Annotated in this window: 23 protein-coding genes; 8 read left to right on the top strand and 15 right to left on the bottom strand. The window is 64.4% G+C overall.

Annotation, left to right across the window (positions count from 1 at the left end):
- Positions 1-102 precede the first annotated feature (102 nt).
- Genes atzF through LRQ04_RS19265 form a run of 5 tightly spaced genes read right to left on the bottom strand, consistent with a single transcriptional unit; the run spans position 103 to position 8764 of the window.
- Entirely contained in the window at positions 103-1965 is a 1863-nt protein-coding gene (gene atzF, locus LRQ04_RS19285; RefSeq protein ID WP_235521919.1) for an allophanate hydrolase, read from the bottom strand.
- Positions 1962-5675: an urea carboxylase gene (gene uca, locus LRQ04_RS19280; RefSeq protein ID WP_235521918.1), complete on the bottom strand. Its 3714-nt coding sequence runs from the start codon at positions 5673-5675 to the stop codon at positions 1962-1964. The genes atzF and uca overlap by 4 nt, the downstream gene beginning before the upstream one ends.
- On the bottom strand, positions 5672-6349 hold the full coding sequence (locus tag LRQ04_RS19275; protein ID WP_374198983.1) for an urea amidolyase associated protein UAAP2: 678 nt from the start codon (positions 6347-6349) through the stop codon (positions 5672-5674). The genes uca and LRQ04_RS19275 overlap by 4 nt, the downstream gene beginning before the upstream one ends.
- Entirely contained in the window at positions 6346-7218 is an 873-nt protein-coding gene (locus LRQ04_RS19270; protein WP_235521917.1) for an urea amidolyase associated protein UAAP1, read from the bottom strand. The genes LRQ04_RS19275 and LRQ04_RS19270 overlap by 4 nt, the downstream gene beginning before the upstream one ends.
- A gap of 43 nt (positions 7219-7261) precedes the next feature.
- Positions 7262-8764: an amino acid permease gene (locus LRQ04_RS19265; RefSeq protein WP_235521916.1), complete on the bottom strand. Its 1503-nt coding sequence runs from the start codon at positions 8762-8764 to the stop codon at positions 7262-7264.
- 238 nt (positions 8765-9002) lie between these two features.
- Here LRQ04_RS19265 and LRQ04_RS19260 point away from each other — a divergent pair, with 238 nt between their 5' ends.
- Positions 9003-9686 carry a TetR/AcrR family transcriptional regulator gene (locus tag LRQ04_RS19260; protein ID WP_235521915.1) on the top strand — a complete coding sequence of 228 codons (684 nt, stop codon included), beginning with the start codon at positions 9003-9005 and terminating at the stop codon, positions 9684-9686.
- Here LRQ04_RS19260 and LRQ04_RS19255 read toward each other — a convergent pair.
- Positions 9683-10264, bottom strand: a complete 582-nt coding sequence (locus tag LRQ04_RS19255) for a MarR family winged helix-turn-helix transcriptional regulator (protein ID WP_235521914.1) — start codon at positions 10262-10264, stop codon at positions 9683-9685. The two genes, LRQ04_RS19260 and LRQ04_RS19255, sit on opposite strands and share 4 nt — an antisense overlap.
- Before the next feature lie 97 nt (positions 10265-10361).
- Here LRQ04_RS19255 and LRQ04_RS19250 point away from each other — a divergent pair, with 97 nt between their 5' ends.
- Positions 10362-11432, top strand: a complete 1071-nt coding sequence (locus LRQ04_RS19250; RefSeq protein ID WP_235521913.1) for an FUSC family protein — start codon at positions 10362-10364, stop codon at positions 11430-11432.
- 56 nt (positions 11433-11488) lie between these two features.
- Here the strand turns inward: LRQ04_RS19250 and trxA are convergent, their stop codons facing one another.
- From trxA to dnaK, 6 genes are read right to left on the bottom strand one after another with little or no spacing between them, the layout of a single operon-like run.
- Positions 11489-11917, bottom strand: coding sequence for a thioredoxin (gene trxA, locus LRQ04_RS19245; RefSeq protein WP_235521912.1), 429 nt, complete (start codon positions 11915-11917; stop codon positions 11489-11491).
- Positions 11914-14550: an ATP-dependent chaperone ClpB gene (clpB, locus tag LRQ04_RS19240; RefSeq protein ID WP_235521911.1), complete on the bottom strand. Its 2637-nt coding sequence runs from the start codon at positions 14548-14550 to the stop codon at positions 11914-11916. Before clpB ends, trxA begins: the two co-directional genes overlap by 4 nt.
- A complete protein-coding gene (locus tag LRQ04_RS19235) occupies positions 14547-14861 on the bottom strand; it encodes a chaperone modulator CbpM (RefSeq protein WP_235521910.1) in 315 nt (104 codons plus the stop codon). The genes clpB and LRQ04_RS19235 overlap by 4 nt, the downstream gene beginning before the upstream one ends.
- Positions 14858-15820 carry a DnaJ C-terminal domain-containing protein gene (locus LRQ04_RS19230; protein WP_235521909.1) on the bottom strand — a complete coding sequence of 321 codons (963 nt, stop codon included), beginning with the start codon at positions 15818-15820 and terminating at the stop codon, positions 14858-14860. The genes LRQ04_RS19235 and LRQ04_RS19230 overlap by 4 nt, the downstream gene beginning before the upstream one ends.
- A complete protein-coding gene (locus LRQ04_RS19225) occupies positions 15813-16358 on the bottom strand; it encodes a nucleotide exchange factor GrpE (RefSeq protein ID WP_235521908.1) in 546 nt (181 codons plus the stop codon). Before LRQ04_RS19225 ends, LRQ04_RS19230 begins: the two co-directional genes overlap by 8 nt.
- Positions 16359-16366: 8 nt before the next feature.
- Complete coding sequence (dnaK, locus tag LRQ04_RS19220) at positions 16367-18277, bottom strand: molecular chaperone DnaK (protein WP_235521907.1); 1911 nt, start codon at positions 18275-18277, stop codon at positions 16367-16369.
- Positions 18278-18594: 317 nt separating this feature from the next.
- Here dnaK and LRQ04_RS19215 point away from each other — a divergent pair, with 317 nt between their 5' ends.
- The 6 genes from LRQ04_RS19215 to LRQ04_RS19190 all read left to right on the top strand — a co-directional run bounded on the left by LRQ04_RS19215 (position 18595) and on the right by LRQ04_RS19190 (position 25280).
- Positions 18595-20211: a CdaR family transcriptional regulator gene (locus tag LRQ04_RS19215; RefSeq protein WP_235521906.1), complete on the top strand. Its 1617-nt coding sequence runs from the start codon at positions 18595-18597 to the stop codon at positions 20209-20211.
- A 184-nt stretch (positions 20212-20395) separates the two neighbouring features.
- Positions 20396-21466 (top strand): S1C family serine protease, encoded by a 1071-nt coding sequence (locus LRQ04_RS19210; RefSeq protein ID WP_235521905.1) that lies wholly within the window; start codon positions 20396-20398, stop codon positions 21464-21466.
- Between the two features lie 65 nt (positions 21467-21531).
- A complete protein-coding gene (locus LRQ04_RS19205) occupies positions 21532-22104 on the top strand; it encodes an HdeD family acid-resistance protein (protein ID WP_235521904.1) in 573 nt (190 codons plus the stop codon).
- A gap of 36 nt (positions 22105-22140) precedes the next feature.
- Positions 22141-22404: a UBP-type zinc finger domain-containing protein gene (locus tag LRQ04_RS19200; protein ID WP_235521903.1), complete on the top strand. Its 264-nt coding sequence runs from the start codon at positions 22141-22143 to the stop codon at positions 22402-22404.
- Between the two features lie 24 nt (positions 22405-22428).
- Positions 22429-24153, top strand: coding sequence for an FAD-dependent oxidoreductase (locus tag LRQ04_RS19195; RefSeq protein ID WP_235521902.1), 1725 nt, complete (start codon positions 22429-22431; stop codon positions 24151-24153).
- Between the two features lie 17 nt (positions 24154-24170).
- Complete coding sequence (locus tag LRQ04_RS19190) at positions 24171-25280, top strand: hypothetical protein (RefSeq protein WP_235521901.1); 1110 nt, start codon at positions 24171-24173, stop codon at positions 25278-25280.
- Positions 25281-25346: 66 nt separating this feature from the next.
- On the opposite strand, the gene LRQ04_RS19185 is transcribed toward LRQ04_RS19190, so the two are convergent.
- From LRQ04_RS19185 to LRQ04_RS20630, 3 genes are read right to left on the bottom strand one after another with little or no spacing between them, the layout of a single operon-like run.
- Positions 25347-25703, bottom strand: a complete 357-nt coding sequence (locus LRQ04_RS19185) for a hypothetical protein (RefSeq protein ID WP_235521900.1) — start codon at positions 25701-25703, stop codon at positions 25347-25349.
- Complete coding sequence (locus LRQ04_RS20635; RefSeq protein WP_308195000.1) at positions 25652-25870, bottom strand: TMEM175 family protein; 219 nt, start codon at positions 25868-25870, stop codon at positions 25652-25654. The genes LRQ04_RS19185 and LRQ04_RS20635 overlap by 52 nt, the downstream gene beginning before the upstream one ends.
- Entirely contained in the window at positions 25798-25989 is a 192-nt protein-coding gene (locus LRQ04_RS20630) for a TMEM175 family protein (protein ID WP_308194999.1), read from the bottom strand. Before LRQ04_RS20630 ends, LRQ04_RS20635 begins: the two co-directional genes overlap by 73 nt.
- Positions 25990-25994: the final 5 nt, after the last annotated feature.

The following is a 25994-nucleotide window of genomic DNA, read 5'->3' as shown; positions in this document are numbered from 1 at the left end:
TGAGTGGCATCGACAATTGACTTGATGGGTTCGATGCGGGCCATGAACGCGTCGTAATCGGTTTCAGAGTCGAAGCGGACGTCAATGAATACTCGGTCCGTCCTAGCTGGGACCGCCGCGGGCAAACCCCGCCAGGACGGCGTCACCCAGGCCCTGCCGTAGACTCCGGGACGGCCTCCCGTGTGCATTGGCCGATTCTTGAAGATACTCGAGCCAGTCGCCGTAGTCGGTGATGTCCGCGCTGGCCGCGGAGGCGACAGCGTCGCACGCGAATCCGACCGCCGTCGTGCCGTCGTCGAGTTCGATCGAGCCAAGGAGCATAGGTTCGGGCAAGGCTGCCAGGAACCGTCCCAATCCGGCCTCGGAAACGTACCAGCGCTCCCCTGCCAGCGCGGTCCCATCCGTCGAGCGGTACATTCCGGGCTTCGGCGGATTCGTGTCAAGGGCGACCATTCGGTATCGGGGTGCTGTCCGAACGGGCCCGTCCCAAACGGCGCCGAGTTCCTCCAGCTGTGGTGCCAGTGGCTGGCCCCGGCGGTGTGCCCCAATCACCACCAACGGAACAGCCTCCGCACCCGCAGTCACCGGCCAAGGAAGGGACGACGACGGCCTGCCGCCTTCCGCGCCTGCCTCCGGGGCGGCTCCGGAAACAAATAGCGGCGGCGGTGCGGGCGTCGCTTCGAGGCGGCGGGCAAGGCTGGCCACGACGGCGTCGTCGAAAGTCCTGCCCACCAAGGTCAGCCCGAACTGGGCACCGTCCACCTCCCCTGCCGGGACGGCCACGGCGCACAGATCGAACAGGTTGCAGAAGTTGGTGTAGGTGCCCATCAGCGAATTCACGCCGACGGGATCAGGGGCTACTTCAGCAATTGTTGGGTGGAAGACTGTGGTGGGAATCAGCAGCGCATCGAAGCCGTCGAGGGCCGCCATGGCCTCCCGTTTCAGCGCTTCCAGCCGGGCAGTGTCTGCAACATACCGATGCGCCGGCACGTTGCTGGCAGCCCCGATGATGGACGCAACAGTGGGATCGATGTTCCCGGAAGCCTCTGTTCCGGCGTCGAGCGTTTCCAGGAAGCTGCCCACCGCGGCGTAGCGTTCGGCGACCAGGCCGCCGTCGTACAGCAACCGGGCTGCCTCGAGGAAAGCGTCGAATCCGATGGGTTCGATGTCCACACCGGAAGCCTGCAGCCGGTCCACGTGGCGGGCGAACTCGGTCGCCCAGGTTCCATGAAGGGCCGGAAGGGCCGCCGGGTAAGCCACCCGGGGTCTCTGCGGCGCGGCGAGCCGGATGTCCGCCGGCCAAGCCCGCGAGTTTCCGGCCATGATGCCCATGGCCAGTTCGGCGGTGGCCAGGTGCCGGGCGAAGATGGTGACGGCGTCCCAGGACCGGCAGGCAGGCACAACACCGACGGTAGAGACGATACCCAGGGTCGGTTTGATACCCACGATGCCCTGCAGGCCTGCGGGGACACGACCGGAGCCTGCAGTGTCTGTTCCGATCGCTATGTCCACCAGTCCGAGGGCAACGGCAACAGCGGAACCGGAACTGGAACCCCCGGAGATGTACTCCGGGCGCCGTGAGTCCCGAACTGCACCGTAGGGGCTGCGGGTCCCCACCAGGCCGGTGGCGAACTGGTCCAGGTTGGTTGTTCCGACCACGAGTGCGCCGGCTGCCCGGAGACGGGCAACCGCTTCCGCGTCCTCCGTCGGTGTATAGGCAAAGCCGGGGCACCCCGCCGTAGTTTGGATTCCGGCGACGTCAACGTTGTTCTTCACCGCCAGCAGGAGACCGGCCAAAGGCAGGTCCGCGCCCCCGGCAACTGCGGCGTCAACGCTCGCCGCCTCGGCCAACAGCTCCTGCGGTGTCCGTAGCGTGATCCAGATTTCGGGGCGGTCCACCGTGACGATCGCTGCCAGTGCAGCATGCACACGGGTGGTAGCGCTGCCGTTCATCACCGTGTTCATACTGCTGCTTCTTCCAGTTCGGGTGCTTGCCGGTCGTCGCCGTCGGGCTCCAGCTCCATCCCACCGAGCACCACAACCGCTTCCCCGGCTACCACTTGGGATCCGGCCTTCGGGAGGACACGGAGCACCACGCCATCGCAGGGGGCTTCAAGGATGGTTTCCATCTTCATGGCCTCCAATGACACCAGCGGCTGGCCCTTCGCTACCCGTTCGCCTTCCGCAACGTCCACTTTCCACACACTGGCAGCGAAGGGCGCCGAAACCAGGGAACCGCCTTCGGGGACTACTGCCTCCTCTGCAGCGGGGGCCTCAACGCCGACCAACGCTTCCGCACGGTCGAACTCGCCGGCATCGGCCCATGCCTGCCGTTCCACTGCGAAGGCTGCGCCCTGCTTCTGGCGGAATGCCTCAATGGACTCGTGGTTCTCAGCCAGGAAAGCCTCGTGCTCGGCCAGGGAGAAGGTGCCGTCTTCGATTTCCACGCCGCGGCCGCGGCCGGCTGCCATGTCGGCCCGGAGGTCCAGGAGTTCCTCGGGACTGACCGGGTACCAGGAAATGCGGTCGAAGAAGCGAAGCAGCCATGGCGACTCAGGCTCAAAGGGCGCAGAGTCCGCGTACCGGGACCACACTTGGGTGGTGCGGCCAACGAACTGGTAGCCGCCGGGTCCCTCCATGCCGTAGATGCACATGTACGCCCCGCCGATTCCCACCGCGTTCTCCGGGGTCCAGGTGCGGGCCGGGTTGTACTTGGTAGTCACCAGCCGGTGCCGCGGATCCAAAGGGGTGGCCACTGGCGCGCCGAGGTACACATCCCCCAGCCCGAGGACCAGGTAGTCGGCGTCGAAAACCGTATCAAAGACATCATTGACGGAGTCGAGGCCGTTGATCCTGCGGATGAACTCGATGTTCCATGGGCACCACGGTGCGTCATCCCGAACACCGGCCATGTACCGTTCGATGGCCTCGCGAGTAGCCGGATCGTCCCAGGAGAGCGGAAGCCGGACCGTCCGGCTCGGGACCACCAGTTCGGAGCTTGCCGGGAGCACGGCTTCGACCTCCCGAACCACATCGAGCAGCCGCTTCGTGGACAGGACAGAGGGGTCAACCTTGATCTGCAGCGACCGGATCCCGGGGGTCAGGTCAACGATCCCGGGAACCCGAAGCCGTTCAAGATGCTGGTGCAGCGCGTGGACCCGGGCACGGAGCCCAAGGTCCAGTATCATCTCACCGTATTCCACCAGCAGGTTGTCGTCGCCGGAACGACGGTAAGTCACGGCAGGCCTGCCGTCGGCCTCCGGCACCCTGCCCAATACGCCGTCGTCGCCGTCGCCGCGGGGAGGACGGCTGGTAGTTCCCGTCAACGACGACCACGCAGCATCCCCCGGCAGCACCAGCTGGCGGCCGGGGCCAAGGTCCTTGGCAGAGGGGGCTTGGGTGACTGTGACCGGGACAAACCTGACTTTGTCCCCTGGCCGAAGCTGGCCGAGCTTCCATCGGTCTGCGGTGACTACGGTGACCGGGCAAACGAAGCCGCCAAGGCTGGGGCCGTCAGGCCCGAGCAGGATGGGGGTGTCCCCGGTGAAGTCCAGGGCGCCCACTGAGTAGGCGGTGTCGTGAATGTTGGAGGGGTGCAGCCCCGCCTCGCCGCCGTCGGTCCGGGCCCAACGCGGCTTGGGTCCGATGAGCCTGACGCCGGTGCGGGCCGAATTGAAGTGCACCTCGTAGTCCGTGGCGTACAGCTCCTCGATGTCCTCGCGCTGGAAGAACTCGGGGGCACCGTGCGGCCCCTCGACGACCGTCAGTTCCCACGTGGAGGTGAGCGCGGGACGGCTGTCCAGCGGAACAACCGCCGTCGGTACATGCCCGACGGCGGAGGTCACCGTACGAAGCACGTCACCGGCACGCAGGACGCGCCCGGCGTGGCCACCGAACTGGCCAAGTGTGAAGGTGGAGGCACTGCCCAGGTATTCGGGCACGTCCAGCCCGCCTTGGAACAGGATGTAGCCTCGCAGGCCCCTGCCGTTCGCCGTGCCGACGTCGAGTGTTCCGCCTGCCGGCACAGTGACCGGTGTCCAGGCGGGTACGTCGAGCCCGTCAACAGTGACCGCAACCTCGGCCCCGGTGACACAGACGGTGGTCGCGTGGGTGAAGGTGAGGCTCGGCCCTGTCATGGTGAACTCAAGGCCGGGCGCGCCCTCGGCGTTTCCAAGTGCGGTATTCCCCAGGCGGAAGGAGAGATCATCCATCGGTCCGCTCGGCGGCACGCCGATCTGCCAGAGACCGGTCCTTCCGGGCCAGTCCTGGACACTCGTCTGCAGCCCGGGGCTGTTAACGGTAATGCGTGGTTCAGGGTCCCCCACGTTGTCCAGGGTGCTGGTGGAGTGACGGACCCTGCGGACCTCATCCAGGTCGGCGGCGGCACGGAGCATACCCAGGTTGGTCTCGATGCCGTCGATCCTCGTGCTGCGAAGCGCCAGGGCCAGCTGGTCGAAGGCGGCCGTCCGGTCCGTGCCGGAAGTGATGATTTTTCCGAGCAGCGGATCGTAGTTGGTGGAAACCTCGGTTCCGGTCCCTGCCCATGCATCAACCCGTGCTGCTTCCGCGCCCGGGTAGGTGGCGTTCGTGATGATGCCGGCGCTCGGCTGGAAGCCTCGGGCCGGGTCCTCGGCATACACACGAGCTTCAACGGCGTGGCCGGTCACGGGCATGGCGTCCGGGACGTCGGCGAGGACGGCGTCGGCTTGCGCGCCGCCTTGGGCGAGGCGCAGCATCCACTCCACCAGGTCGACGCCGGTCACAGCTTCGGTGACCGGGTGCTCGACTTGGAGCCGGGCATTGACTTCCAGGAAGGACGCTTCCTGGCGCGTGGAGTCGTAGACGAACTCGACGGTGCCGGCGGAGCGGTAGGAAAGGGAAGCGCAGAGGGCACGGGAGGTGCGGTGGAGTTCTTCACGCAGCTCATCCGGAAGGTCGGGCGCAGGGGCTTCCTCAAGGACCTTCTGGTGCCGTCGCTGGAGGGAGCAGTCCCTGTCGCCAAGGCTGATGACGCGCCCCTTGCCGTCTCCAAAGACCTGGACCTCGATGTGCCGGGCGTTTTCCACATACCGTTCGGCGAAGACGCCGGCGGTCCCGAAGCTTGCGTCTGCGAGGCGGGCAACACGGGGAAAACTCTCCGCGAGTTCTGCTTCGGAACGGCACACGGTCATGCCTATGCCGCCACCACCACCGGTGGCCTTGAGCATCAGCGGGAACCCGATCTCCTGGCCTGCCGCGACGGCGGCATCTACATTCTCAAGCAGCCCCGACCCGGCGATCATGGGCACCCCGGCCGACCTGGCGGCGTCGCGCGCGGAATGTTTGGTGCCGAAAATGCGCAGCTGCGCGGCCGTGGGGCCGACGAAGACAAGCCCGGCCGCCTCCACGGCTTCGGCGAAGCCTGCGTCCTCCGACAGGAAGCCGTAGCCGGGGTGGATCGCACCGGCGCCGGTGGACCTGGCCGCTTCAAGGATCGCGTCGACGCGCAGGTACGAGTCTTTGGCGGGTGCCGGCCCCAGAAGGACGGCTTCGTCGGCAAGCAGGACGTGCTTGGCGCCCCGGTCTGCTTCCGAGAAGACCGCTACTGTCCGTAGTCCCAGCTTCCTGGCGGATTCGATGATTCGGCAAGCGATTTCGCCGCGGTTGGCGATCAGGAGGGTGTCAAAGGTGTTCATCGTGCTGCCTCCGGTCGGGTGACAATCATGCGGACGGGCGTGGGGTTGAATCCGTTGCAGGGGTTGTTGATCTGGGGGCAGTTGGAGACAAGAACCAACGTGTCCATCTCGGCGCGCAGGGCAACCCTCTTGCTGGGGGCGGACAGCCCGTCAACTATGCCAAGGGCGCCGTCGGGGTCCACCGGGACGTTCATGAACCAGTTGATGTTGGACACCAGGTCTCGTTTTCCCAGGCCCCAGCGCGAGCCCTCGATGAGGAAGTTCTCCACGCAGGCGTGCTGTTCGCGGGTGTGCTGGCCGTAGCGGAGGGTGTTGGATTCCTGCGAACAGGCCCCGCCGATGGTGTCGTGGACGCCAACTTCATCTGCCACCACGGTCATGAGTGGCGCGCCCGTGTCCGCCCTGAGGACCGAACCAGTGGTCAGGACAATCGATTCCTGGGCCGCGATGGTAACGGCTGCCGAGTAGCGGACCGTGGTGTCTCCGGCTGCGTAGAGGAGGCAGTCCACCGCCTGGTTGCCTTCCAGGTCCACAATGGTCAGCACGTCCCCGGCGGCCACGACTGCCGACCAAGGGCCACGCGCCTGAACGAACTCGTCCAGAATCACAGGGCCGACGGGAAGGGCGGTTTCGGAGGCTCCAGGAAACATCTGGGTGGTGATTGCTGTGGTCATCGGGCGTTCCTTGCGGTGAGGTCGTGTTCGGTGTTGCGGAGAGCCTGCAGGTGCTCCGGGGCGAGCGGGCCGAGCAGGGTGCCGGCTTCCAGGGCGACAAGGTCCTGTGGCGCCTGCCAGGCAGTGATGTCCACGGCCGTGCCGCTGAACGCGTCCCGCGGATCCAGCGGATGGGCGGTGTTGGCGAGGACCAGAACTGCGTCCATGTGGAGGAGCAGTTCGACGGCGGCACGTGGCCCCGAGCTTCCGATGAACGTGATGGTGCCGCTGGGGTCCACCTTGATGCCTTTGAAGAAGGAGATTGACGGGGCAACATCCCGGACACCCAAGCCGTTCTTGAGTGCGCCCAGGGTGAGCAGTTCACGTGCGGCCGGTGAGGCACTGTGGGGACTTCCGGCTCCGTACTTCGCAGTGTTGCCGGCCAGCGTGGTGGCACCCGTCAACGCATCATGGTGTGCGGAGTTGTCCGTGATGATCGTGGCCATCAGACGGCCCGCATCAGAGAGCAGCGGATGTCCGGCAGCGGGATAAGCCTGCCAAGGGACTTTCACGGTGTCGGCCACGTTGAGGCGTTCATGCAGTGCACCACTGCGGTAAAGGAGTGTGTGCACACATGCGTCCCCGCCGACGTCGGTGAGCTTGACCCTGGTGCCCCGTGCCAGGGCCATGGTGGTGTACCGGCCAAAAGCGAGCGATTCCGCCCAAGTGGGGACCACGCCGTCGGGCGCTGCGTCCAGGAGGTGGGCGGGAGCGGATGCGGCAGGTACGTGGCGCATTGTCTTGGCAGTCCTGCCGTGCTGTTCCCTGGCGTGGGCGCGTGCGCCTGCCGTGGTGGCTGTGCCTGCGGGGCGATCGGTTACTTGTGTCATGTCAATCCTGTGCTGGTTTCTTGAGGTCAGGGGAATTCGCTGCTTACGCCTTGGTTGCCAATGTCCGGCGCCGGACCCAGAGACCGAGGACCAGGACCAGCGCCACCATGAGCGGTGCCGAGTAGAGGAGGACCGGGTTCTCGCCTGTGGGGTCGTATACTTCCGGCCTGGGCCAGGCCAGGTTGACCACCATCACGGCGCCATAGAGGACGGCGAGGATGTTCACCGGCAGTCCCCAGCGGCCCAGTGAGAAGAGACCTGCGGGGGTGGTCTGTGCCACGCGGCCCCAGTCACCGCGGAGCCGGTTCACCAGCTGCGGCACCGTGACCATCAGGTATGCGAGGTAGACCATCACGATGCAGACGCTGCTGAGCGTGGTGAACAGCGCTGCATTGCCGACGTTGATGGCCAGCACGGCAACAGCGAGGGCGCCGATGGCGATGGACGGCCACATGGGCGTGCCGCGGGATGGGTGCACTGAGGAAAGAAGCGCGGATGCGGGGAGCTTGCCGTCGCGGGCCATGGAGAAGACGAGGCGGGAGCCTGCGGTTTGGATGGCCAGGGTGCAGACGAAGATGGCAATGGCCACATCCACCAGCAGGACCTTGCCCCAGAAAGTGCCAAGGACTGCGGTGAGGACATAGGGAAGGCCTTCGGTGGCGAGCCGGCCGTCGTCGAGGCTCGGCGCGGCCATCAGGGCGGTGATGATCATGAGGGCACCGCCGATTCCGGAGATCAGGAGCGCCGAGAGGATAGTGCGTGGCGCCGTCCGGCGGGGGTCTTTGGTTTCTTCGGACAGTTCACCGGCCGAGTTGAAGCCGACCATGACGTAGGCGGCCATCAGGCCCGAAACCAGGAAGGCGCCCACAGCGCCAAGGTCCGAGGACTGGAGCACGGTGGTGTCCGCCACGACCTCCGGACCGCGTTGAGCCGCGCTGATCAAAGCAAGCACGACGGCGGCCACGCCGACGATTTCGCAGGTAACGCCGACAGAGTTCACGTGGGCCATGAGCTTCACACCAAGGGAATTAATGATGGTGGTAGCTACCAGCAGCACGGCGCCCAGGATGACTGCGTTCGAGGCGCCGGTGACCGTGTTGAGGGCCGGATCGCCGCCTACCACCTGGAAGCCGTCCCAAAGCTGGGGCAGGACCACCTGCAGGGCAATGGCAGCAGCCGCGGCGGTAACGACCTGGGCGATGGCCATGAACCAGCCGGCAAACCAACCCACCGCTTCACCGCCCATCCGGCGCGCCCACTGGTAGACGGCTCCGGAGAGCGGATAGCGGGCGGCGAGTTCAGCGAAGTTCAAGGCGACCAGGAGCTGGCCAACCAGAACGACGGGCCAGGTCCAAAAGAACGCGGGGCCGGCAAATGAGTAGCCGAAAGCGAACAGCTGGAAGATCGTGGTGAGGATCGAGACGAACGAAAAGCCTGCAGCGAACGAGGCATAACGGCCGAGTTTGCGGTGCAGAGTGGGCTCGTAGCCAAGTGACGTGAGGTCCGCATCATCCACATGGACGGCTGGAACTACGGTTGAGGTCATCGGTTTCTCCGGGGCTGGAACGGGATGAAGGGTAAAAACCGTCCGGCACTGCAGCGCTCGGCCGAAAGCTGCTGGTTACCGGTCACTTGATAGTTTTCCAGCGCGATGTCCCCAAACAGTTTCACCTCTGTAAAAGGCGCATAGACATTGTGTTTCAGTTGGATTTCCGCCTTCTCACCGCTATTCCGGCGCCGGTTCCGCGGCGTCTAAGGCGGGCCGGTGGGTGCAAGAATGAGGGGTGACTTCAGCCGGACCAGGACGCCCACGTAACCAGCAACCATCCCGCCCCGGCGCCACCGCCAGGGAAGAAATCCTCGACGCAGCGGCAGAACTCTTCACCACCCAAGGCTTCGCCAACACCTCCACCCGCTCAATTGCGGACGCCGTAGGAATGAGGCAGTCCTCGCTGTACCACCACTTCAAAACCAAGGACGACATTCTCAAGGACCTCTTGGAAAGTACGGTGGCCGCCAGCCTGTCGTTCGCGAAGGCTGTGTCCAGCGTTTCCAGCGGTTCAGCGTCCGCCGAGGTGGTCTTGCACGCCCTTGCGCTCTACGACGGCACCCAACTCTGCAGCTCCCGCTGGAACCTGGGTATCCTGTACCACCTCCCAGAAGCCCGAGGTGGTCAATACGAACAATTCCTGGCAAGCCGGCGCGAACTTCGCGCGATCTATGGGACTCTGGGAGTCCTCGCCAGCGCTCCCTCCTCGGGCGCGGCCGGGAACCCCGGAGACCTTGTGTTCCGCCTCATCGAATCGCTGGTGAACCTGCGCGCGGATGGGCTGGTCCTTCCAAGTTCACCCCTCGAGGCCGCAGACGCCGGGCTCATCATCTGCGGACGTGGCAACGAACTGCCGGCAATCCGGACGCAGAGTGCGCTGATTATTGAACGAGTCAGTGGAGGCCTGGAGGACTTTTAGCGGCCCGGGGACGTTGGCGCTGCGCCGCTCCGCCCGTTCTTGCTGGACCCGGCTTGGTGGCCGCGTCCTTGCTCCCACACGGAGGTCAGCGCTCGCAGGGGATCGACCAAGCCTTCCACAACCCCGGGCGGGATTTCGGCAAGCAGGGCATCTTCGAGGGCGAGCTGGGCGGGGATCACCTCGTCCACCAGCGCTGAGCCAGCGTCCGTGAGGACGAGCAGGGACGAGCGGCCGTCGGCCGGGTTGGCCGTCCGGCTCAGCAATCCCCGAACCTGGAGGGCCTTCAGCCGCATGGTGATCGCGGAACGCGGGACAAGCAGCGTGTGGGCCAGTGTCGTTGGGCTCAGAGGTTCGTCCGTGCGGCGCAGCGCCGAAAGCACGTCCAGCTCGCCGCGGGTGAGCCCATAATCGGCGAGGAAGGCGTCGCTGGCTTCGAGGATGAGGCGGGACGCGCGCAGCACGCGGTGGATCACCCCGAGGCTGGCGAAGCTCAGGTCGGGGCGCAGCCGGGCCCACTCACGTTGCATCTGATCCACGACGTCGCCGTGATCGGAAAGTACGTCCGGGTCCTGATCCATCCGACTCCTCCCACCCCGCCACGGTCAACCACAATAGTAATTCACAAGTGTAGTAACCTTGAAGTACTTCATTCCTGTACTACTTTGGAAGGTTAGAATGACGCAAGCCACCGCCGCACGGTCCTGGTGGGCGGCAGTCTTCGACCTGGGCCCGCATGCCGGCGCCCATTGGACCGCCCTCCGCGCAAGCCTGGCAATCTTCGTGCCGCTGGTGGCTTGCCTGGCGTCCGGCCGCGGCGATCTGCTGCTGTATGCGGCGATCGGCGCCTTCACCGCCCTTTACGGCCGACACGAGCCGGTTCGGTTACGCCTGGCCATGCAGGCGCAGGCGGGCGTGGTGCTGGTGGTCGGCGTCGTCGTCGGCGCCCTGGTGGCGACCGTCCCGTTCAGGCTCTGGCTGCTCGTCCCGGTCGCGGCCGCCTGGGCCGGCCTCGCGGTAGTGCTGGCCGAGCTGGGCCGATGGCATCCGGCCGGAGCCCTCAACCCGGTCTTCGCCCTCACAGCCTCGGCCACGGTCCCGATCATGCTGAGCACGGTGCCCGCAGCAGCCCTCGCCGCGGCCGGCGCGGCCGTCTTCGCACTGCTGCTCGCCCTCCCCGGTCGAAGCCCGCGAGACCTCGGCGACCCTGAGCGGCCCCGGCTGTCGTGGCGCGACCTACGCCCGTCCAGCCCGGTGGGCAGCCACGCCGCCCGGTATCTGCTCGGCATCGCCGCCGCCGGCGTCACCGTCGCGACCACCGGCATCGGCCACCCCTACTGGACCTACGTCACGGCATCCGTCCCCATGTCGGCACCCGACCTGCACGCCCGTCTCATCCGCGCCGCCCAGCGGGTCATCGGCACCGCCGCCGGCCTCGGCGTCGCAGCCCTCGTCCTGGCCGCCCACCCAAGCAGCTATGCCGCGATCATCTTGATCGCTGTGCTTCAGGCGTGCACCGAGCTGACGACCGGGCGGAACTACAGCCTCGGCCTGGTCTTCTTCACCCCGATGGCCCTCCTGCTCGGCGATCTCATGCTGCCAGCCCCGATCGACATCCTCCTGAGCCAGCGCGCCCTCGAGACGGTTATTGGTCTCACCATCGCTCTGGCCGCCACTATCATCACCCACGAAAGGCGCACTCCTCAGAGCCAGACCCCGCCACGCGATAACCTGCTCGACCGCGCGTAAAGGCCGCGCCGCTGACCCTCAGCGGGCTAACTGCCCGCCGTCATCCGCTGTTTGCGCTACTTCCTGAGTGCATCTTCCAGCCAGGACCTCAGCACCGGGGCCGGAGCTGCGCCGGCCTGCCGGGCGATGACCTTGCCGTCGACCATAACCATCAACGTTGGAACGGCCTGTATGGAGAATCTGGCGGAGAGCTGTGGAGAGTGATCCACATCGACCTTCACAAGTTTGATTTGCCCCGCACGCTCGTGCGCCAACTGGTCCAGTACCGGGCTTACCATCCGGCAGGGTCCGCACCAGACCGCCCAGAAGTCCACCATCACCGGAACGCCGGACCGCTCGGCGATGTCGCCGAAGTCGTCGTCGCTTGCTTCAACCACCCAGGGAAGGTCCCGGTGGCAATTCCCGCAGCGCGGCCGGCCCTCCGCAGCGGCCGGCACGCGGTTGGACTTGCCACAATGGGGACATTTGGTAATGGCTTTGTTCACGGGGTTCGGGCCTCTTCCATTTCGCTGGCGGTGTAGTCCACGAGGAGTTCGCCTTCGGCCGCGGTCACGGTCACGACTCCCCCCTCGGCGATGCTGCCGCGCAGCAGGGCCCGGCCCACTTGGGTTTCCACTACATGGGAAATGTAGCGGCGTAGCGGGCGGGCTCCGTAGATGGGATCGAACCCACGTTCGGCGATCAACACACGAGCCTCCTCGGTCAGGTGCAGCTCTATTTGCTGCTCGGCCAACCGCTGGCGCAGTTGTTGGAACTGCAGGTCCACAATGCGTTCGATCTGCGGCAGGCCGAGCGGCGTGAACAGCACGGTATCGTCCACACGATTCAGGAACTCGGGACGGAAGTGGCCCCGGAGCTCCCCCAACACCATACTGCGCGCCTCCTCGGTGATCGTCCCGCCTTCGGTGGAACCCTCCAAAAGATATTGGGAACCGATATTGGAGGTCATGATGATCACGGTATTGCGGAAATCAACGGTCCGTCCCTGGGAGTCCGTAACCCTGCCGTCGTCCAGGACCTGCAAGAGGGTGTTGAAAATGTCCGGGTGGGCCTTTTCCACCTCATCGAAAAGCACCACCGAATACGGCTTGCGGCGTACGGCCTCGGTGAGTTGGCCGCCCTCGTCGTAACCGATATAGCCCGGAGGGGCACCCAAGAGCCGGCTCACGGTGTGGCGCTCCTGGTACTCGCTCATGTCCAGCCGGATCATCGCGTTTTCACTGTCGAAAAGGGCCGCGGCAAGGGCCTTGGCGAGTTCGGTCTTGCCGACGCCGGTCGGTCCCAGGAAAATGAACGATCCGATGGGCCGACGCGGATCCCGGATGCCGGAGCGGGCGCGGATGATGGCATCCGTGACCGCACCGATTGCTTCTTCCTGGCCGATCACGCGGGCGCGCAGGATCTCGTCCAAATGCAGGACTTTCTCCCGTTCTCCCTGCTTCAGCCGCGCCACCGGAATGCCTGTCCAAGCCGCGACGATGTCGGCGATCTCGTCCTCCGTCACCACCTCGCGTAGCAGGCGCTTCTCCCCCTGTTTCGCGGTCAGTCGTTCCTCCTCGGCGGCCAGGCGCCGTTCGAGGTCGGCAAGTTTGCCGTAACGCAGCTCCGCTGCCCGGTTCAGGTCGTAGGTCCGCTCTGCTTCCTCAGCCTCCTGCCGCACCCGCTCCAGTTCACTGCGGATATCCTGCAGCTTGTGGATCGCCTGGCGTTCGGCTTCCCATTGGGCCCGCTTCGCGTCAGCCTCGCCGCGCAGGTCCGCCAATTCGCGTCTCAGCTCCTCGAGCCGGTTCTTGCTGGCCGGGTCGGACTCCTTGGAGAGTGCCGCCTCTTCTATTTCGAGCCGTGTGACCTTACGGGTGAGCTCATCCAGTTCCGCCGGCATCGAATCGATCTCGGTCCGCAGCCGTGCGCACGCCTCGTCCACCAGGTCAATTGCTTTGTCCGGCAGGAACCGGTCAGTGATATACCGGTGGGACAGAGTGGCCGCAGCCACCAGGGCACTGTCCTGGATCCGTACGCCGTGGAAAACCTCAAGCCGCTCGCGGAGCCCACGAAGAATGGAAATGGCGTCCTCGACGTCGGGTTCCTCAACCATTACGGGCTGGAAGCGGCGTTCCAGGGCCGCGTCCGATTCAATGTGTTTGCGGTATTCATCCAGGGTGGTGGCCCCGATCATGTGGAGTTCCCCGCGGGCGAGCATCGGCTTGAGCATGTTCCCGGCGTCCATCGACCCCTCGCTGGCTCCTGCCCCTACGACGGTGTGCAGCTCGTCGACGAAGAGCAGGATCCTTCCCTCCGCCGCCAGGACTTCGGCGAGCACCGCCTTCAACCGCTCCTCGAACTCTCCGCGGTACTTGGCCCCCGCCACGAGGGCGCTCAGGTCGAGCGAGAAGATGGTCTTGTCCTTCAGCCCTTCCGGCACGTCCTGGCGGACGATCCGTTGGGCCAGTCCCTCCACAATGGCTGTCTTGCCGACGCCTGGCTCCCCGATCAGTACAGGGTTGTTCTTGGTCTTGCGGGAAAGGATCTGCACAACCCGCCGGATCTCGGCGTCGCGGCCAATGACCGGATCCAGTTTTCCGGTGCGGGCGTCCGCCACCAGGTCACGGCCGTACTTCTCCAGCGCCTCGTACGTCTGTTCCGGCGTCGCAGACGTAACGCGCTGGTTTCCCCTGATCTGCGTCAGGACCGAGAGGAACGCCTCGCGGGTGATGCCGTGCTCGGCCAGCACCCTGCCGGCCGCCGTCGACCGCCCTTCCTCCGCCAGCGCCACCAGCAGGTGTTCCACTGAGACGTACTCGTCCTTAAGCCGCTTGGCTTCCCGTTCAGCCGCATCGAGGAGTGTGCCCAGCCTGCGGCTTACATACACCTGGCCTGGCGCTGCCCCCGGTCCCGTGACCTTCGGCTTACGCCTCAGCTCTGCCTCGACCGCCGTCTTCAGCTCGTTCACGTCAACCTGCATGGCCACGATCAACCGTGGAACCAGTCCATTTTCCTGCTCGAGCAGGGCCGCCAGCAGGTGTTCACCGTCGGTCTCCGTGTGCCCATTGCGTTGTGCTATCCGCTGAGCCTCCGCCAAGGCCTCCTGGGATTTTTGTGTCAAACTCTCCATGTTCATCGTGAAGCAGTCCCTTCGACCTGCGTGATTTCAACCAATCGTCGTTCAAGCGCGTCGACCCGAACCAACAGATCAAGTACCAACGGGATTGCCGCGTAGTTCAGCGACAGCTCCGAATGGAGCCTCATGACGCGCCCTATGAGTTCCGGGGACCGCGGACTGAACCAGGGGCCACCAGGCGAATTGCCCAGCGGCCGTATGAGATCCAGATCCACGAACCGCATGACGACGTCGGGGTGAACGCCGGCGCTTCGGGCTACCGCATCGAGATTCATGCGCCATGGATAGGCAAGCGGATAGACGCCGCTCATCTTTCCTCCCTCGGATTGAACGTGGATATCGTGGCGAGCTTTTCGTACAACTTCCGCTCCTCCTTGCCAAGGCTGGGGGGAACCATAATCTTGATCTCCGCATACAGATTCCCCGGCACCCCCCGAGGATTGGGCATCCCCTGCCCGCGGAGCCGCAGCCTGCGCCCACTGGAGGAGCCTTCAGGAACAGTGACTGTGACCGGTCCGGCCGGCGCGTGGGTGGGGACCTTGGCCCCGAGTGCGGCCTCTGAGGGCGACACCGGAAGATCGAAGTAGATGTCCCGGCCCTTGAGCCGGTATCTGGGGCTGGGTTGGATTCGTACGGTCAGGAAGAGGTCGCCGGATGGGCCTCCCTCCCTGCCCGGGGCGCCCTCACCGGCCAGCCGGATACGCTGGCCGTCCACCACACCGGGCGGCACGTCGACGTCGTAGCTCCGGCTCTCGCCGTCGGCCTGGGCCAACCGGATACTGCGCTTGCCGCCGCGGAAGGCTTCCTCGAGCGTCAGCCATAGCTCGGCTTCCTGGTCTGCCCCTTGGGCCGGTCCTCCTGATTGTTGCCGGAACCAGCCGCCGAGGAGGTCCTCCCAGTCAACGTCGCTCCCCATACCGCCGTCGCCATTTCCGTACGGGCCCGGACCCGGCCGGGGACCTGGCCGGGGTCCAGGCCGCGGGCCAGGCCGGGGGCCACCGGAACCCCCTCGCCGTCCTCCGCCCGACGCCCCGGCGCCACTGCCGGCGTACTGCCGGTAGTCCGCCCCAAAACGGTCATAGCGCGCCCGGGTCTCGGGATTGGACAACGTGTCGTAGGCCTCGCCGATTTCCTTGAACTTGTCAGCGGCGTCCGGCTCACGGTTGACGTCCGGATGGAATTTTCGGGCCAGTTTCCGGTATGCGCGTTGGATCTCGTCGGCCTCCGCTGTCCGCGGGACGCCGAGAACCGAATAGTGGTCCTTAGCCACGGTCGGGGGTCACCGCCCGGCTTACCACGACGGCGGCTGGCCGGAGCGTGTTTTCCGGGCCGCCGTAGCCGGGGCGCAGCACGGTCATCACGGTCCCCGGGGGAACCTCTTCAGTTTCCACCACGCTGACAACCTCATGCAGCCGCGGATCGAAGGGGACATTCTCGGCGTCGATGCGGGGATAGCCCAGACGGGCCAGGGTGTCAATGGCCTGTTCCCGGATGGAGGCTATGCCCTCGACCAGCGGGTCCGCGGCACCCGCGGGCGCGTGCGACAGGGCAAGCTCCAGATTGTCCAGGATAGGCAGCCACGCCAAAGCAACCGCGGCGCGCTCCTGTGCCCTCAGCTGTGCGCCGTCCCGGGCCGCACGCTTCCGTACGTTGTCGGCGTCGGCCAGCGCACGGCGCCACTGGTCCTCCATTTTGGCCAAGGCGTCCGCCTGCGCCGTGGACTGTGCTTCCGTTTCCGGAGTTTCGGTGGCCCCCGCTTGCCCGTTTCCCTCGTGAGCCTGGCCCCCGAGTGCAGTCTCGTCGCTCATCGGTTTACCTAGCCGCGGTCAAATTCCGCGTCGACGATATCGTCGTCATCGGCATCGCTGGACGCTCCGGCCTGCTGGCCCGTTCCGGCTTCCTGGCTAGCCCCGGCCCCGGCGGTGGACGCGGAGGCAGCCGAGGCACGGAGCGCCGCCTGCAGTTGCTCGAGTTCCGAAATGAGCTCCCTCGCGGTGGCGACCTCCGCCTGGTTGCTGACCGCGTCGCGTGCCTGGCCGATCAGCAGTTCCGCCCGTGCCTTGTCGTGCGCGGGGACGGCGTCGCCGAGTTCATTGACGGCCCGCTCAACGCGGTAAGCCACCGCGTCGAGCTCGTTGAGGGTGTCGATCCGCTCCCGGTTCTGCAGGTCCTCGTTTCGGTGGGACTCAGCCTCGGCAACCATTCGCTCGACTTCCTTGGTGTCGAGGTTGGAGCCCTCGCTGATGGTGATACCTTGTTCTTTGCCGGTGTCCTTGTCCTTGGCCGTGACGTTCAGGATGCCGTTTGCGTCGACGTCGAAAGTAACCTCGACCTGCGGTTCCCCGCGAGGCGCCGGCCGGATATCACTCAGCTGGAACCGGCCCAGCACCCGGTTGTCCGCCGCCAGTTCGCGCTCCCCCTGCAAGACCACGACGTCGACGGCGGGCTGGTTGTCCTCGGCGGTGGAGAATACTTCACTGCGACGGGCGGGGATCGTCGTGTTGCGCTCAATGATCTTGGTCATGACGCCGCCGCGTGTCTCGACGCCCAAAGAAAGTGGGACAACGTCCAACAGCAGGACGTCCGAGACCTCTCCCTTAAGCACGCCGGCCTGGATCGCAGCACCGATAGCCACGACCTCGTCCGGATTGACGCTCATGTTCGGATCTTTGCCGCCGGTCAGGCGCCGGACGAGGTTCTGTACCGCGGGGATGCGGGTGGAGCCACCTACCAGAATTACTTCATCGATGTCGTTGGCAGTAACCTTGGCGTCCGTCATCGCCTGCTTGACCGGATCCATGGTGCGTTCCACCAGGTCATGGGTGATTTCGTCAAAAACAGAGCGCCGAATGGTGGTGGTCAGGTGCTTGGGGCCCGATGCGCCCGCGGTGACGAAGGGAAGGTTGACCTGAGCCTGGCTCACGGAACTGAGCTCGACCTTCGCCTTTTCGGCCGCCTCAAAGAGGCGTTGCAACGCCTGTGGGTCCGACCGCAGATCGATGCCCTCCTGCTTCTGGAATTCGTCGGCCAGGTAATCGACAAGGCGGCGGTCAAAATCGTCTCCGCCAAGGTGCGTGTCACCCGCCGTGGAGCGAACCTCCACAACTCCGTCCCCCACGTCCAACAGGCTCACATCAAAGGTTCCGCCGCCGAGGTCGAAGACCAAAACCGTCTCATGCTGTCGTTTGTCTATGCCGTAGGCGAGGGCCGCTGCGGTCGGTTCGTTGATGATGCGAAGTACCTCCAGCCCGGCAATCCTGCCCGCGTCCTTGGTGGCGGTGCGCTGTGCGTCGTTGAAGTACGCAGGGACCGTGATGACGGCCTCCGTCACCTTTTCGCCAAGCTGCTTTGCGGCGTCGTCCACCAGCTTGCGAAGGACAAGCGCACTGACCTCTTCGGGTGCTACTTTCTTGCCCTGAACCTGGAAACGCGCCACACCGTTGTCATCCGCTACGACGTCGAAACTCACGGCCTTGGCTTCATCCGTGATCTCGTCATAGTGCCGGCCGATAAACCGCTTGGCCGATGTAATAGTTCCCTTGGGGTTGAGAATCGCCTGGCGGCGGGCCAGTTGCCCCACCAGCCTTTCCCCGCTGTCCGTGTACGCCACGACCGACGGCGTGGTCCGGGCTCCTTCTGCGTTGGGTATAACGCGGGCTTCCCCGCCTTCCCAGACAGCGATTACTGAGTTGGTTGTTCCAAGATCGATTCCTACTGCTTTGGCCATGACTCGCTCCGGTTCTTGTGGGCGCGACCCTCTCCTGTGGCGGCGTCCGCCCGAGATTCCACCCCATGATTACGCGCCCCGTCTGCCGTGCCGTGAGGCTCGAAGGGCTTTTGTCATGTGGCCTTATAGGTCGAGTCTGCCCCGTAGGGCGAAACGGCGGCATGACCTCCCGGGTCCAATCTGCTCCAGGAAACTGACCTACCAGAATAGACCTCGCAGGCGTAGTGTCGAAGGTATCGGGATCGTTTTGGGGTCTGTTGCCACACATCTCGGCGCGGACGAGTCCTAGCTGTGTACAGAGACGACGGGGCAACTTAATGTTCGATCGACGAGGGGCCGAGGAGGTCCTCGGCAGGGCCGTACGATCTGTTTCTGCTCTGGAATTCTGCTTCATAGCAGCTGCCTATCTCGTGGTGGACGGTCACCTGATCCCGAGCGCCAACCTGGCACCGACGATCCCCGACCGTGATGCCAACCAACTCCAGGACACGGATAAGGCACCCTCAGCCGCGGGGCCGGTGTGGCGATTCGCGCTTTCTGTCTTTGGCGACAGCGGAGAATTGAACGGATGCCTCGTCCTGCATGCCGGCGCTGTTCCAAGCCCGGCCCAGATGACCGAGCTCCGTGCAACGGCCCGTAGAACAGTCCCCGGTCCAGCTGAAGAAACGTCAGGAACACACCAGCAGGAGGACATGGCGCCGCTCTCCAATGGTCAGGCCGTTGCCAAACGATTGCGTCTCCTCTCGGCCACGGTTATGCAACTCGAAACCCGGACGTCGGTCCAGAACGCCTTGGATGGCACACTTACCGCTCCCCTGGGACAAATGAAGTCGCGGAACTCCCTCCTGGCGGAAGTGCTGTCAGTAGTGACGGGGCGCTCCGTCTGCGTCGAGGACCGGTTCGGCAACATCCGCGCAACGGCCGGGACCAAATCCGAGCGCCCGTACCCCCGGCCCAGCACGGCCGACAGGTCTCGCACAGCCCAACTCTGGGTCGCTTCCGGGCTACCGGTCCAGGAACCCCAAAGGCTCGTGGCGCTGGTTCTGCCGGAGAGGGACGTGCTCGGGGCAATGTGCTTGCTGGAGAACGGCGTGCCCTACACAGCTGAAGACGTCTTCGCCTTGCAGTATGCAACTCGGCTTCTGCAGGTCGAGCTGGCGCACCGCCGCAACATTGCCCAGCTGGAACTGAAACTGGGGCGCGACCTTGTGTATGAACTGGTGTCCGGAATGGATGAAGAAACCGCCGCCCTGCGTGCCGAGGCATTGGGATACGACATCAGGGGTCCGCAGCACGTCATAGTCGCACAATGGCAACCGCCCAGAACGGACGATACTGTGGTGATCGCCTTGCGAAGGACACTCAACGAACTCCAGATCCCTGCTCTCGTCTCGCGACGCGCGGACATGGCACTGGCCGTGGTTGCGGGAGATCCGCTGGATACAGAGCTCTTCAGCATTGCGGCAAGGACCCTGCGCAGCGCCACCGGAGCCGTGGGCATCGGGGGGCCGAGCCGGGATGTCACAGAGATCCCCCGCTCCTACGCGGAGGCAATGCGAGCGCTGCACGTCCGCGTACACTCCACCGACCCCTACGGGTCCACGCGCTACGACCAGTTGGGGATTTACCGCATCCTTGACCTGCCGGGCAGCGAAATCGACCTCTCCGGCTACGTCGAGGAGTGGCTGGGTGCATTGCAGAGCAACGATGCCCGGCGGGGCTCTGACCTGGTGCACACCCTTGCGCAGTATCTGGATCACGGCGGCAACTATGACGAGGCGGCTGACAGCCTTGCCATTCACCGGAGCACGCTGCGATACAGACTTAAGTCCATCAGCCAGATCACCGGTTTTGAACTTGGTGACCCCGAGACCCGCCTCAACCTGCACGTTGCCACACGTGCCTGGCGCTTGCGAAGCGCGCGGCCGCGCTGAGACATCAGGGGCTCCGGGAAGCTGCGGAACCTGGGCCAGCTGGCCGGGAGTTGACCTGGGGGATTCAAATCCGGACGGTTTTTGGACGCCCAAGGGCAATGCGGGCCTGGTGTCGGTGGTGGAGACTCGAAGTGGTGCATGTCGAATCCAACCAGCCAGGACAGGCAATGGGAATCCAATGAGCATGAGCAGACCAGCGGCCGACGCAGGAACGATGTCAGGCAGGGCGTGGACCGCCATTCTCGGCGCCGGGTTAGTCATCCTCATGTCCTCGTGCACAGGGTCGCCTCCGATGCCCCCATCACAAACCACCGCCCCTGCGGGTTCGGGTTCCACCGGGGACCTTTCCGCCGTTCCGGGGATCGTCAGGGAAGTCGAGTCCTCAGTAGTGACGATTCAAACATCAGGCGGCATCGGCAGCGGCGTCATCTACCGCAGCGACGGCACCATAGTCACCGACGCCCATGTGGTGGAGGACCAGGAAAAGAAGCCGTCAAAGAACGTGCAGATCCGCTTCGCGGACGGGTCTGAAGCGCCGGCTACCGTGGTGGGTGTTGACGATGCAACCGATGTGGCAGTGGTCAAGGCTGATCGGGGCAATCTTCCGGCTGCCAAGTTCTCAACGGCCCTCCCCCAGGTTGGGCAGCTGACCGTCGTGATCGGCAGTCCACTGGGGCTGGAGCAGACCGTGACGGCGGGAATCGTTTCAGCACTGCACCGTAATATGCCACCGTCTGAAGAGTCACCGCAGGGCCTGATCGACCTGATCCAAACAGATGCCCCCATCTCTCCGGGCAACTCGGGGGGAGCTGTGGTCAACAGCAGTTCGGAGATCATCGGCCTGTCAGAGGCCTATCTGCCACCCAGTTCGGGTGCCGTGTCCATCGGGTTCGTGACCCCCACGGCAACGGTGACGGACGTCGCTGAACAGATACTCAAGAGCGGATCGGCCATACACCCTGTCCTTGGAATTGTCCCGAGCGACATCTCGCCTGAGATAGCAGACCGCTTCGGCCTGCCTGTGGCGTCGGGCGCACTGGTCATCGGAGTTGCCCCAGGAGGACCGGCGGCCTCCGCGGGGCTGCAGCCGGGAGACATCATCACCCAGTTTGACGGCCAGAAAATTGCCAGTGTGACCGATCTCCTGGCCGGCATCCGGAAGAAAGATCCCGGACAGCAGTCCGTCATCGAGTTCCAGCGCGGCAAGGAAAACAAGTCAGTGACAGCGACTTTGGGGAGCACAGCGAAAGGATAGACCTGTTCGAGCAGCCCGACCATCAAAATGTCGAAAAATCCATTTCCAGAAACAGAGGTCTCCCCATGTCTGACGCATTGCCGCAACAGTTGCTCAAGGGGTCAGGAACCGCGTTGATTATCCGGGGCATTGCTGCCGTTCTCTTCGGCATTTTGGTTCTCGCCTGGCCCGGCGTCTCCGTACTCGCGCTGGTGATCATCTTCGGAACTTACGCTGTCGTTGACGGCGTCACGAACATCGTGCACTACTTCAGACATAAGGAACGCCGGTCCGTCTGGCAAGTAGTGGGCGGGATCGTGTCCGTGCTCGCTGGCCTCCTCGCGTTCGTCTGGCCGGGCATCACCGCCCTCTCGCTGGCGCTCGTCATTGGTCTGTGGGCGGTGATCCTCGGAGTCTCTCAGATAGCACTGTCCCTGGAAGGCAAAAGGAGCGGTGGACAATGGTGGCTCTGGCTGATCACAGGTATCGTCACCACGGTTTTCGGCCTCTTCCTGGTCATTCTTCCCGGCCCGGGCATACTCGGACTCCTGGGGCTGCTTGCGTCCTTCGCAATTCTGTTCGGAATACTCTTGCTGGCCACGGGGCTGGGCCTTCGCCAACGCGGTATAAATCCCCATGGAGAGCTCTCCATGGGCTAGGAACGTTCCCATACCCCAACCAACGCCGGAGCCAACATGTTTCCAGGAATTCACGATCCACATATCACCCGGATTCGTTCGGTTCGGGTACGTACACCACAGGGCTGCGAGGAATGCCTGTCTTTGGGAACTCCCTGGGTTCACCTGCGTTTGTGCCTCACCTGTGGCCATGTGGGGTGCTGTGATTCCTCACCCATGCGGCACGCCCGGGCCCACGCTACAGAGTTGCATCCAATTGTTCGTTCCTTGGAGCCCGGTGAAGACTGGCGCTGGTGTTATCCCCATGAGGCCTTCGTTTAGTACACCGTGGGGTGCAACCATCTGATGGAACCTGTTTCAGAATCGACGCCGATCGAAACGCCGGATGTCTCCGGCGCCTATCCACGGCTCAGCCAGGCCCAGATCGAATTGTTGGGACGTACCGGCACCAGGCGGGCAACCTCCGTCGGCGAAGTCCTCATTCACGAAGGGAACATCGAGGCGGACTTCTTCGTCGTACTCCAGGGCACGGTACTGGTGGTGGAGGGGCTGCATGCCGCCGAAGGCAGAGAGCTTGCGGAGGGCCGGGGCACGCGGATCCTCGAGGTTCACGGTCCAGGACGTTTCCTTGGGGAACTCGGACTGGTCGAGGGTCAACCGGCCTTCGTCAGTACTGTGGTTGCCGAAGCAGGTGAGGTGCTCCAAATCAGCGGGGACGTTCTGCGTCGTGTGGTGCTGGGGGACCCCGCAGTCGGTGAGACCATCCTGCGCGCATATCTTCAGCGTCGGGTCTTCCTGATCAGCGCGGGCGTAGGCATCCGCGTCGTCGGATCCCGTTTCAGCCGTGACACGCTTCGGCTGTTGGATTTTGCAGCTGCCAACCGCCTGCCCCACCGCCTCGTCGATCTGGAGGATGACGGGCAGGCACAGGCGATCCTGAACCGAGCGGGAATCCTCGCCAGTGACTTGCCCGCAGTGGTGTTGAACGCTTCACATGTCCTCAAAAACCCGTCCAACGCGGAACTGGCCCTTGCCCTCGGCCTGCGGGCAGTGAAGGAGCATTCTGCCCCCTACGATCTCATGGTGATCGGGGCCGGTCCGGCCGGGCTGGCGGCCGCCGTGTACGCGGCGTCGGACGGCTTATCGGTGGTCCTCAAGGATGGCCATGCGATAGGTGGGCAAGCCGGCACGTCACCACGGATTGAGAACTTTCTCGGCTTTCCCTCCGGAATCTCGGGTGGGGAACTCACAGAAAGGGCGATCATGCAGGCCCGAAAGTTCAAAGTCCAGGTCAACGTCGGATGCCAGGCAAACTCCATAACATTGCGGGACGGTGACTTCCATGCCGAGTTCGACGAGAGCGGCCCGGCTCTATCACGTGCCGCGCTCCTCGCCACGGGGGTCCACTACCGCCGTCTGCCAGTCCCCCGGCTGGAGGAATACGAGGGAATCAGCGTCTTCTACGCCGCCACTGTCCATGAGGCCAGGCTTTGTGGAACCCGGCCCGTGGCCGTCGTCGGTGGCGGAAACTCCGCGGGCCAGGCAGCTCTTTTCCTGGCTGGCACGGGAACGCCCGTACGGCTGGTGGTGCGCGGGGAAGACCTCCGGACGGACATGTCCGGCTACCTCGCGGATCGAATCGAAGAGCATCACGGCATAGAGGTACTGCTGGGGGCGAACATCGTGGGCCTGGTTGGTCCAAGCGCCCTTGAACGTATCGTCGTAGAACTGAAGACCACGGGCGAACAACGCATTTTCCCTTCGCGATACCTCTTCATCTTCATCGGAGCCAAGCCACACACAGAATGGCTGCAGGATACCCTGGCCCTGGATGACCACGGCTTTGTTCTCACCGGGGCTGACCTCGCAGACCTTCCTCCCGAGTTCAGCCACTTGGGGCGAAGACGATTGCCCTTGGAAACCAGCGTGCCCGGCATATTCGCTGCCGGAGACGTTCGGCATGGCTCGGTGAAACGCGTAACGGCTGCCGCCGGCGAAGGCTCAACAGCAGTGGCAATGATCCACGAACACCTGCGCCTCCTTCGGAATGGACCCGCTACCAAACACTGAACCTTAGGAGGCAAGGCGTGCCGGAAAGTTCAGGCGACGCAGACCCAACAACGGCCCGTACGCTGGGCGTGCTCGCAGAACCGGAGGTCACCGCCGAGTTTGCCGAGCGTAACGGCAGAGAAGTGGGCCATCTTCTGAACCTTGCCGATGAACGCCACAACTGGTCCGTGGTAGTCGAGTACCAGGACTTTACGGCGGGCAACGGGTTGACCCCGATGTTGGATTCCTTGGCGAAACACCGGACCCACCGTGCATGGGATGTCATGGTTTGCCTGACCGATCTTCCGATTCGTCTTGAGGGCCGGACTGTGGTCGCGGAAGTCGCGCTCGGGGAGCCCATCTCCCTGGTTTCTTTGCCCGCGCTCGGCGCCGTCAACATTGATCGCCGAGTCCGCTCCGCCGTCACCGACCTCGGGTGGGCGATGCATCGCCATTTCGATCCCGAGGATGACTACGGGGATTTCGGTCCACCATCGCTGCACCAATCGCGGCGTATTGAGAGTGCGGTCCTTGACGAGGGGCCGATCGGGTTTCGCTACCTTTCAGCAACCCGTCTCGGGCGGGGGCGGTTGCTGGCGGGCATGCTCCGGGCGAACCGTCCTTGGCGTCTGGTCTTCGGATTGAGAAGCGCAATGGCTGCCGCCATTGCCACGGGTGCCTTCGCGCTTGTCACGAACACAATCTGGCAACTCGCAGACTTGCTGGGTGCGACGAGGTTGATTTTGCTGATGATCCTTTCGATCTGTTCGATGGTGTTCTGGATCATCACCCAACACGACCTATGGGAAAGCCCCCGGCGAGACAATGCCCTCGAACGCTACAAGGCTTCCTTGTACAACACCTCTACGGTGTGGTCACTGGTGATCGGCGTCGTGATCAGCTACGTCCTGTTGTTCGTCGCCGTGCTGCTGGCGGCGGCGTTTACCATCGACGCAGATCTATTGGCGCAGACCCTGCAACATCCGGTGACCGTTTGGGACTTTGCGGAAGTCGCATGGATGACGACGTCGGCGGTGCTCATCGGTGGGGCGTTGGGCTCGGGATTCGAGTCAAAGGATGACATTCTTCGGGCGGCGTACGGCCAACGGGAACGTCATCGTCGACAGTCGGCCGACCAAAGCGAATAATCCGTCGCGCGTGAAGCCCGGCCGGCCGTCATGCGGGCCACACTGACCGCTTTCCTGCCATGGGGCCTAAATACCTCGGAGGAAGGTTGGCCGGTGCTCGATCCCGTGGCTGGTGAGGCCATAAAAGACGGGCAGGATCACAAAAATCACCGACGCGATCAGTGGATGGACGAGGACACCCACCGCCCCCGCCGCAAGGTAAAGCACGACGCCGGCCGCAGCACGGGGCCGCTCACGTGCGAAGTAGGAATCCTCCACCTCCTCTTCGGTGAGTTCGGGATGCCGGGCAAGGTGTGAGAAGAACACCAGCCATGACAGGCACAGCAGGGCCCCGATGATCGCGTACAGTGCGACGCCGACCCTTTCGTCGGTCAGGTTGCCCGTCTTGCCGGTATCGATGATAACCGCGGTGGGCCAAGGCAAAAGCCCAGCGTCGCGAGGATTCCCAGGTTAGACCAGTGCAGGCCGATGTCCATCTCCCGGATTCGGGTGAAGGCGGATTTATGGTTGAGCCAGATTACGGCCAAGTACAGGTAGGAGGCCGCGTACGCCAGATATGTCGGCCATTGACCCAGCAATGCCGCCAGCACCCCCCCCCCCCCCCGGGCTCGGTCTCTGGCGGCTGCAGTTCAAGTACCAGGAGCGTTATGACGATCGCGATAACAGCGTCACTGAACGCCTCGGCACGGCCGGTGTCTGAACGAGTCACCTTCT

Source organism: Paenarthrobacter sp. AR 02 (assembly GCF_021538675.1).
Classification (GTDB): domain Bacteria; phylum Actinomycetota; class Actinomycetes; order Actinomycetales; family Micrococcaceae; genus Arthrobacter.
The sequence above is the reverse complement of the archived record's forward strand: the minus strand, read 5'-3'. Positions and strand labels throughout refer to the sequence as shown.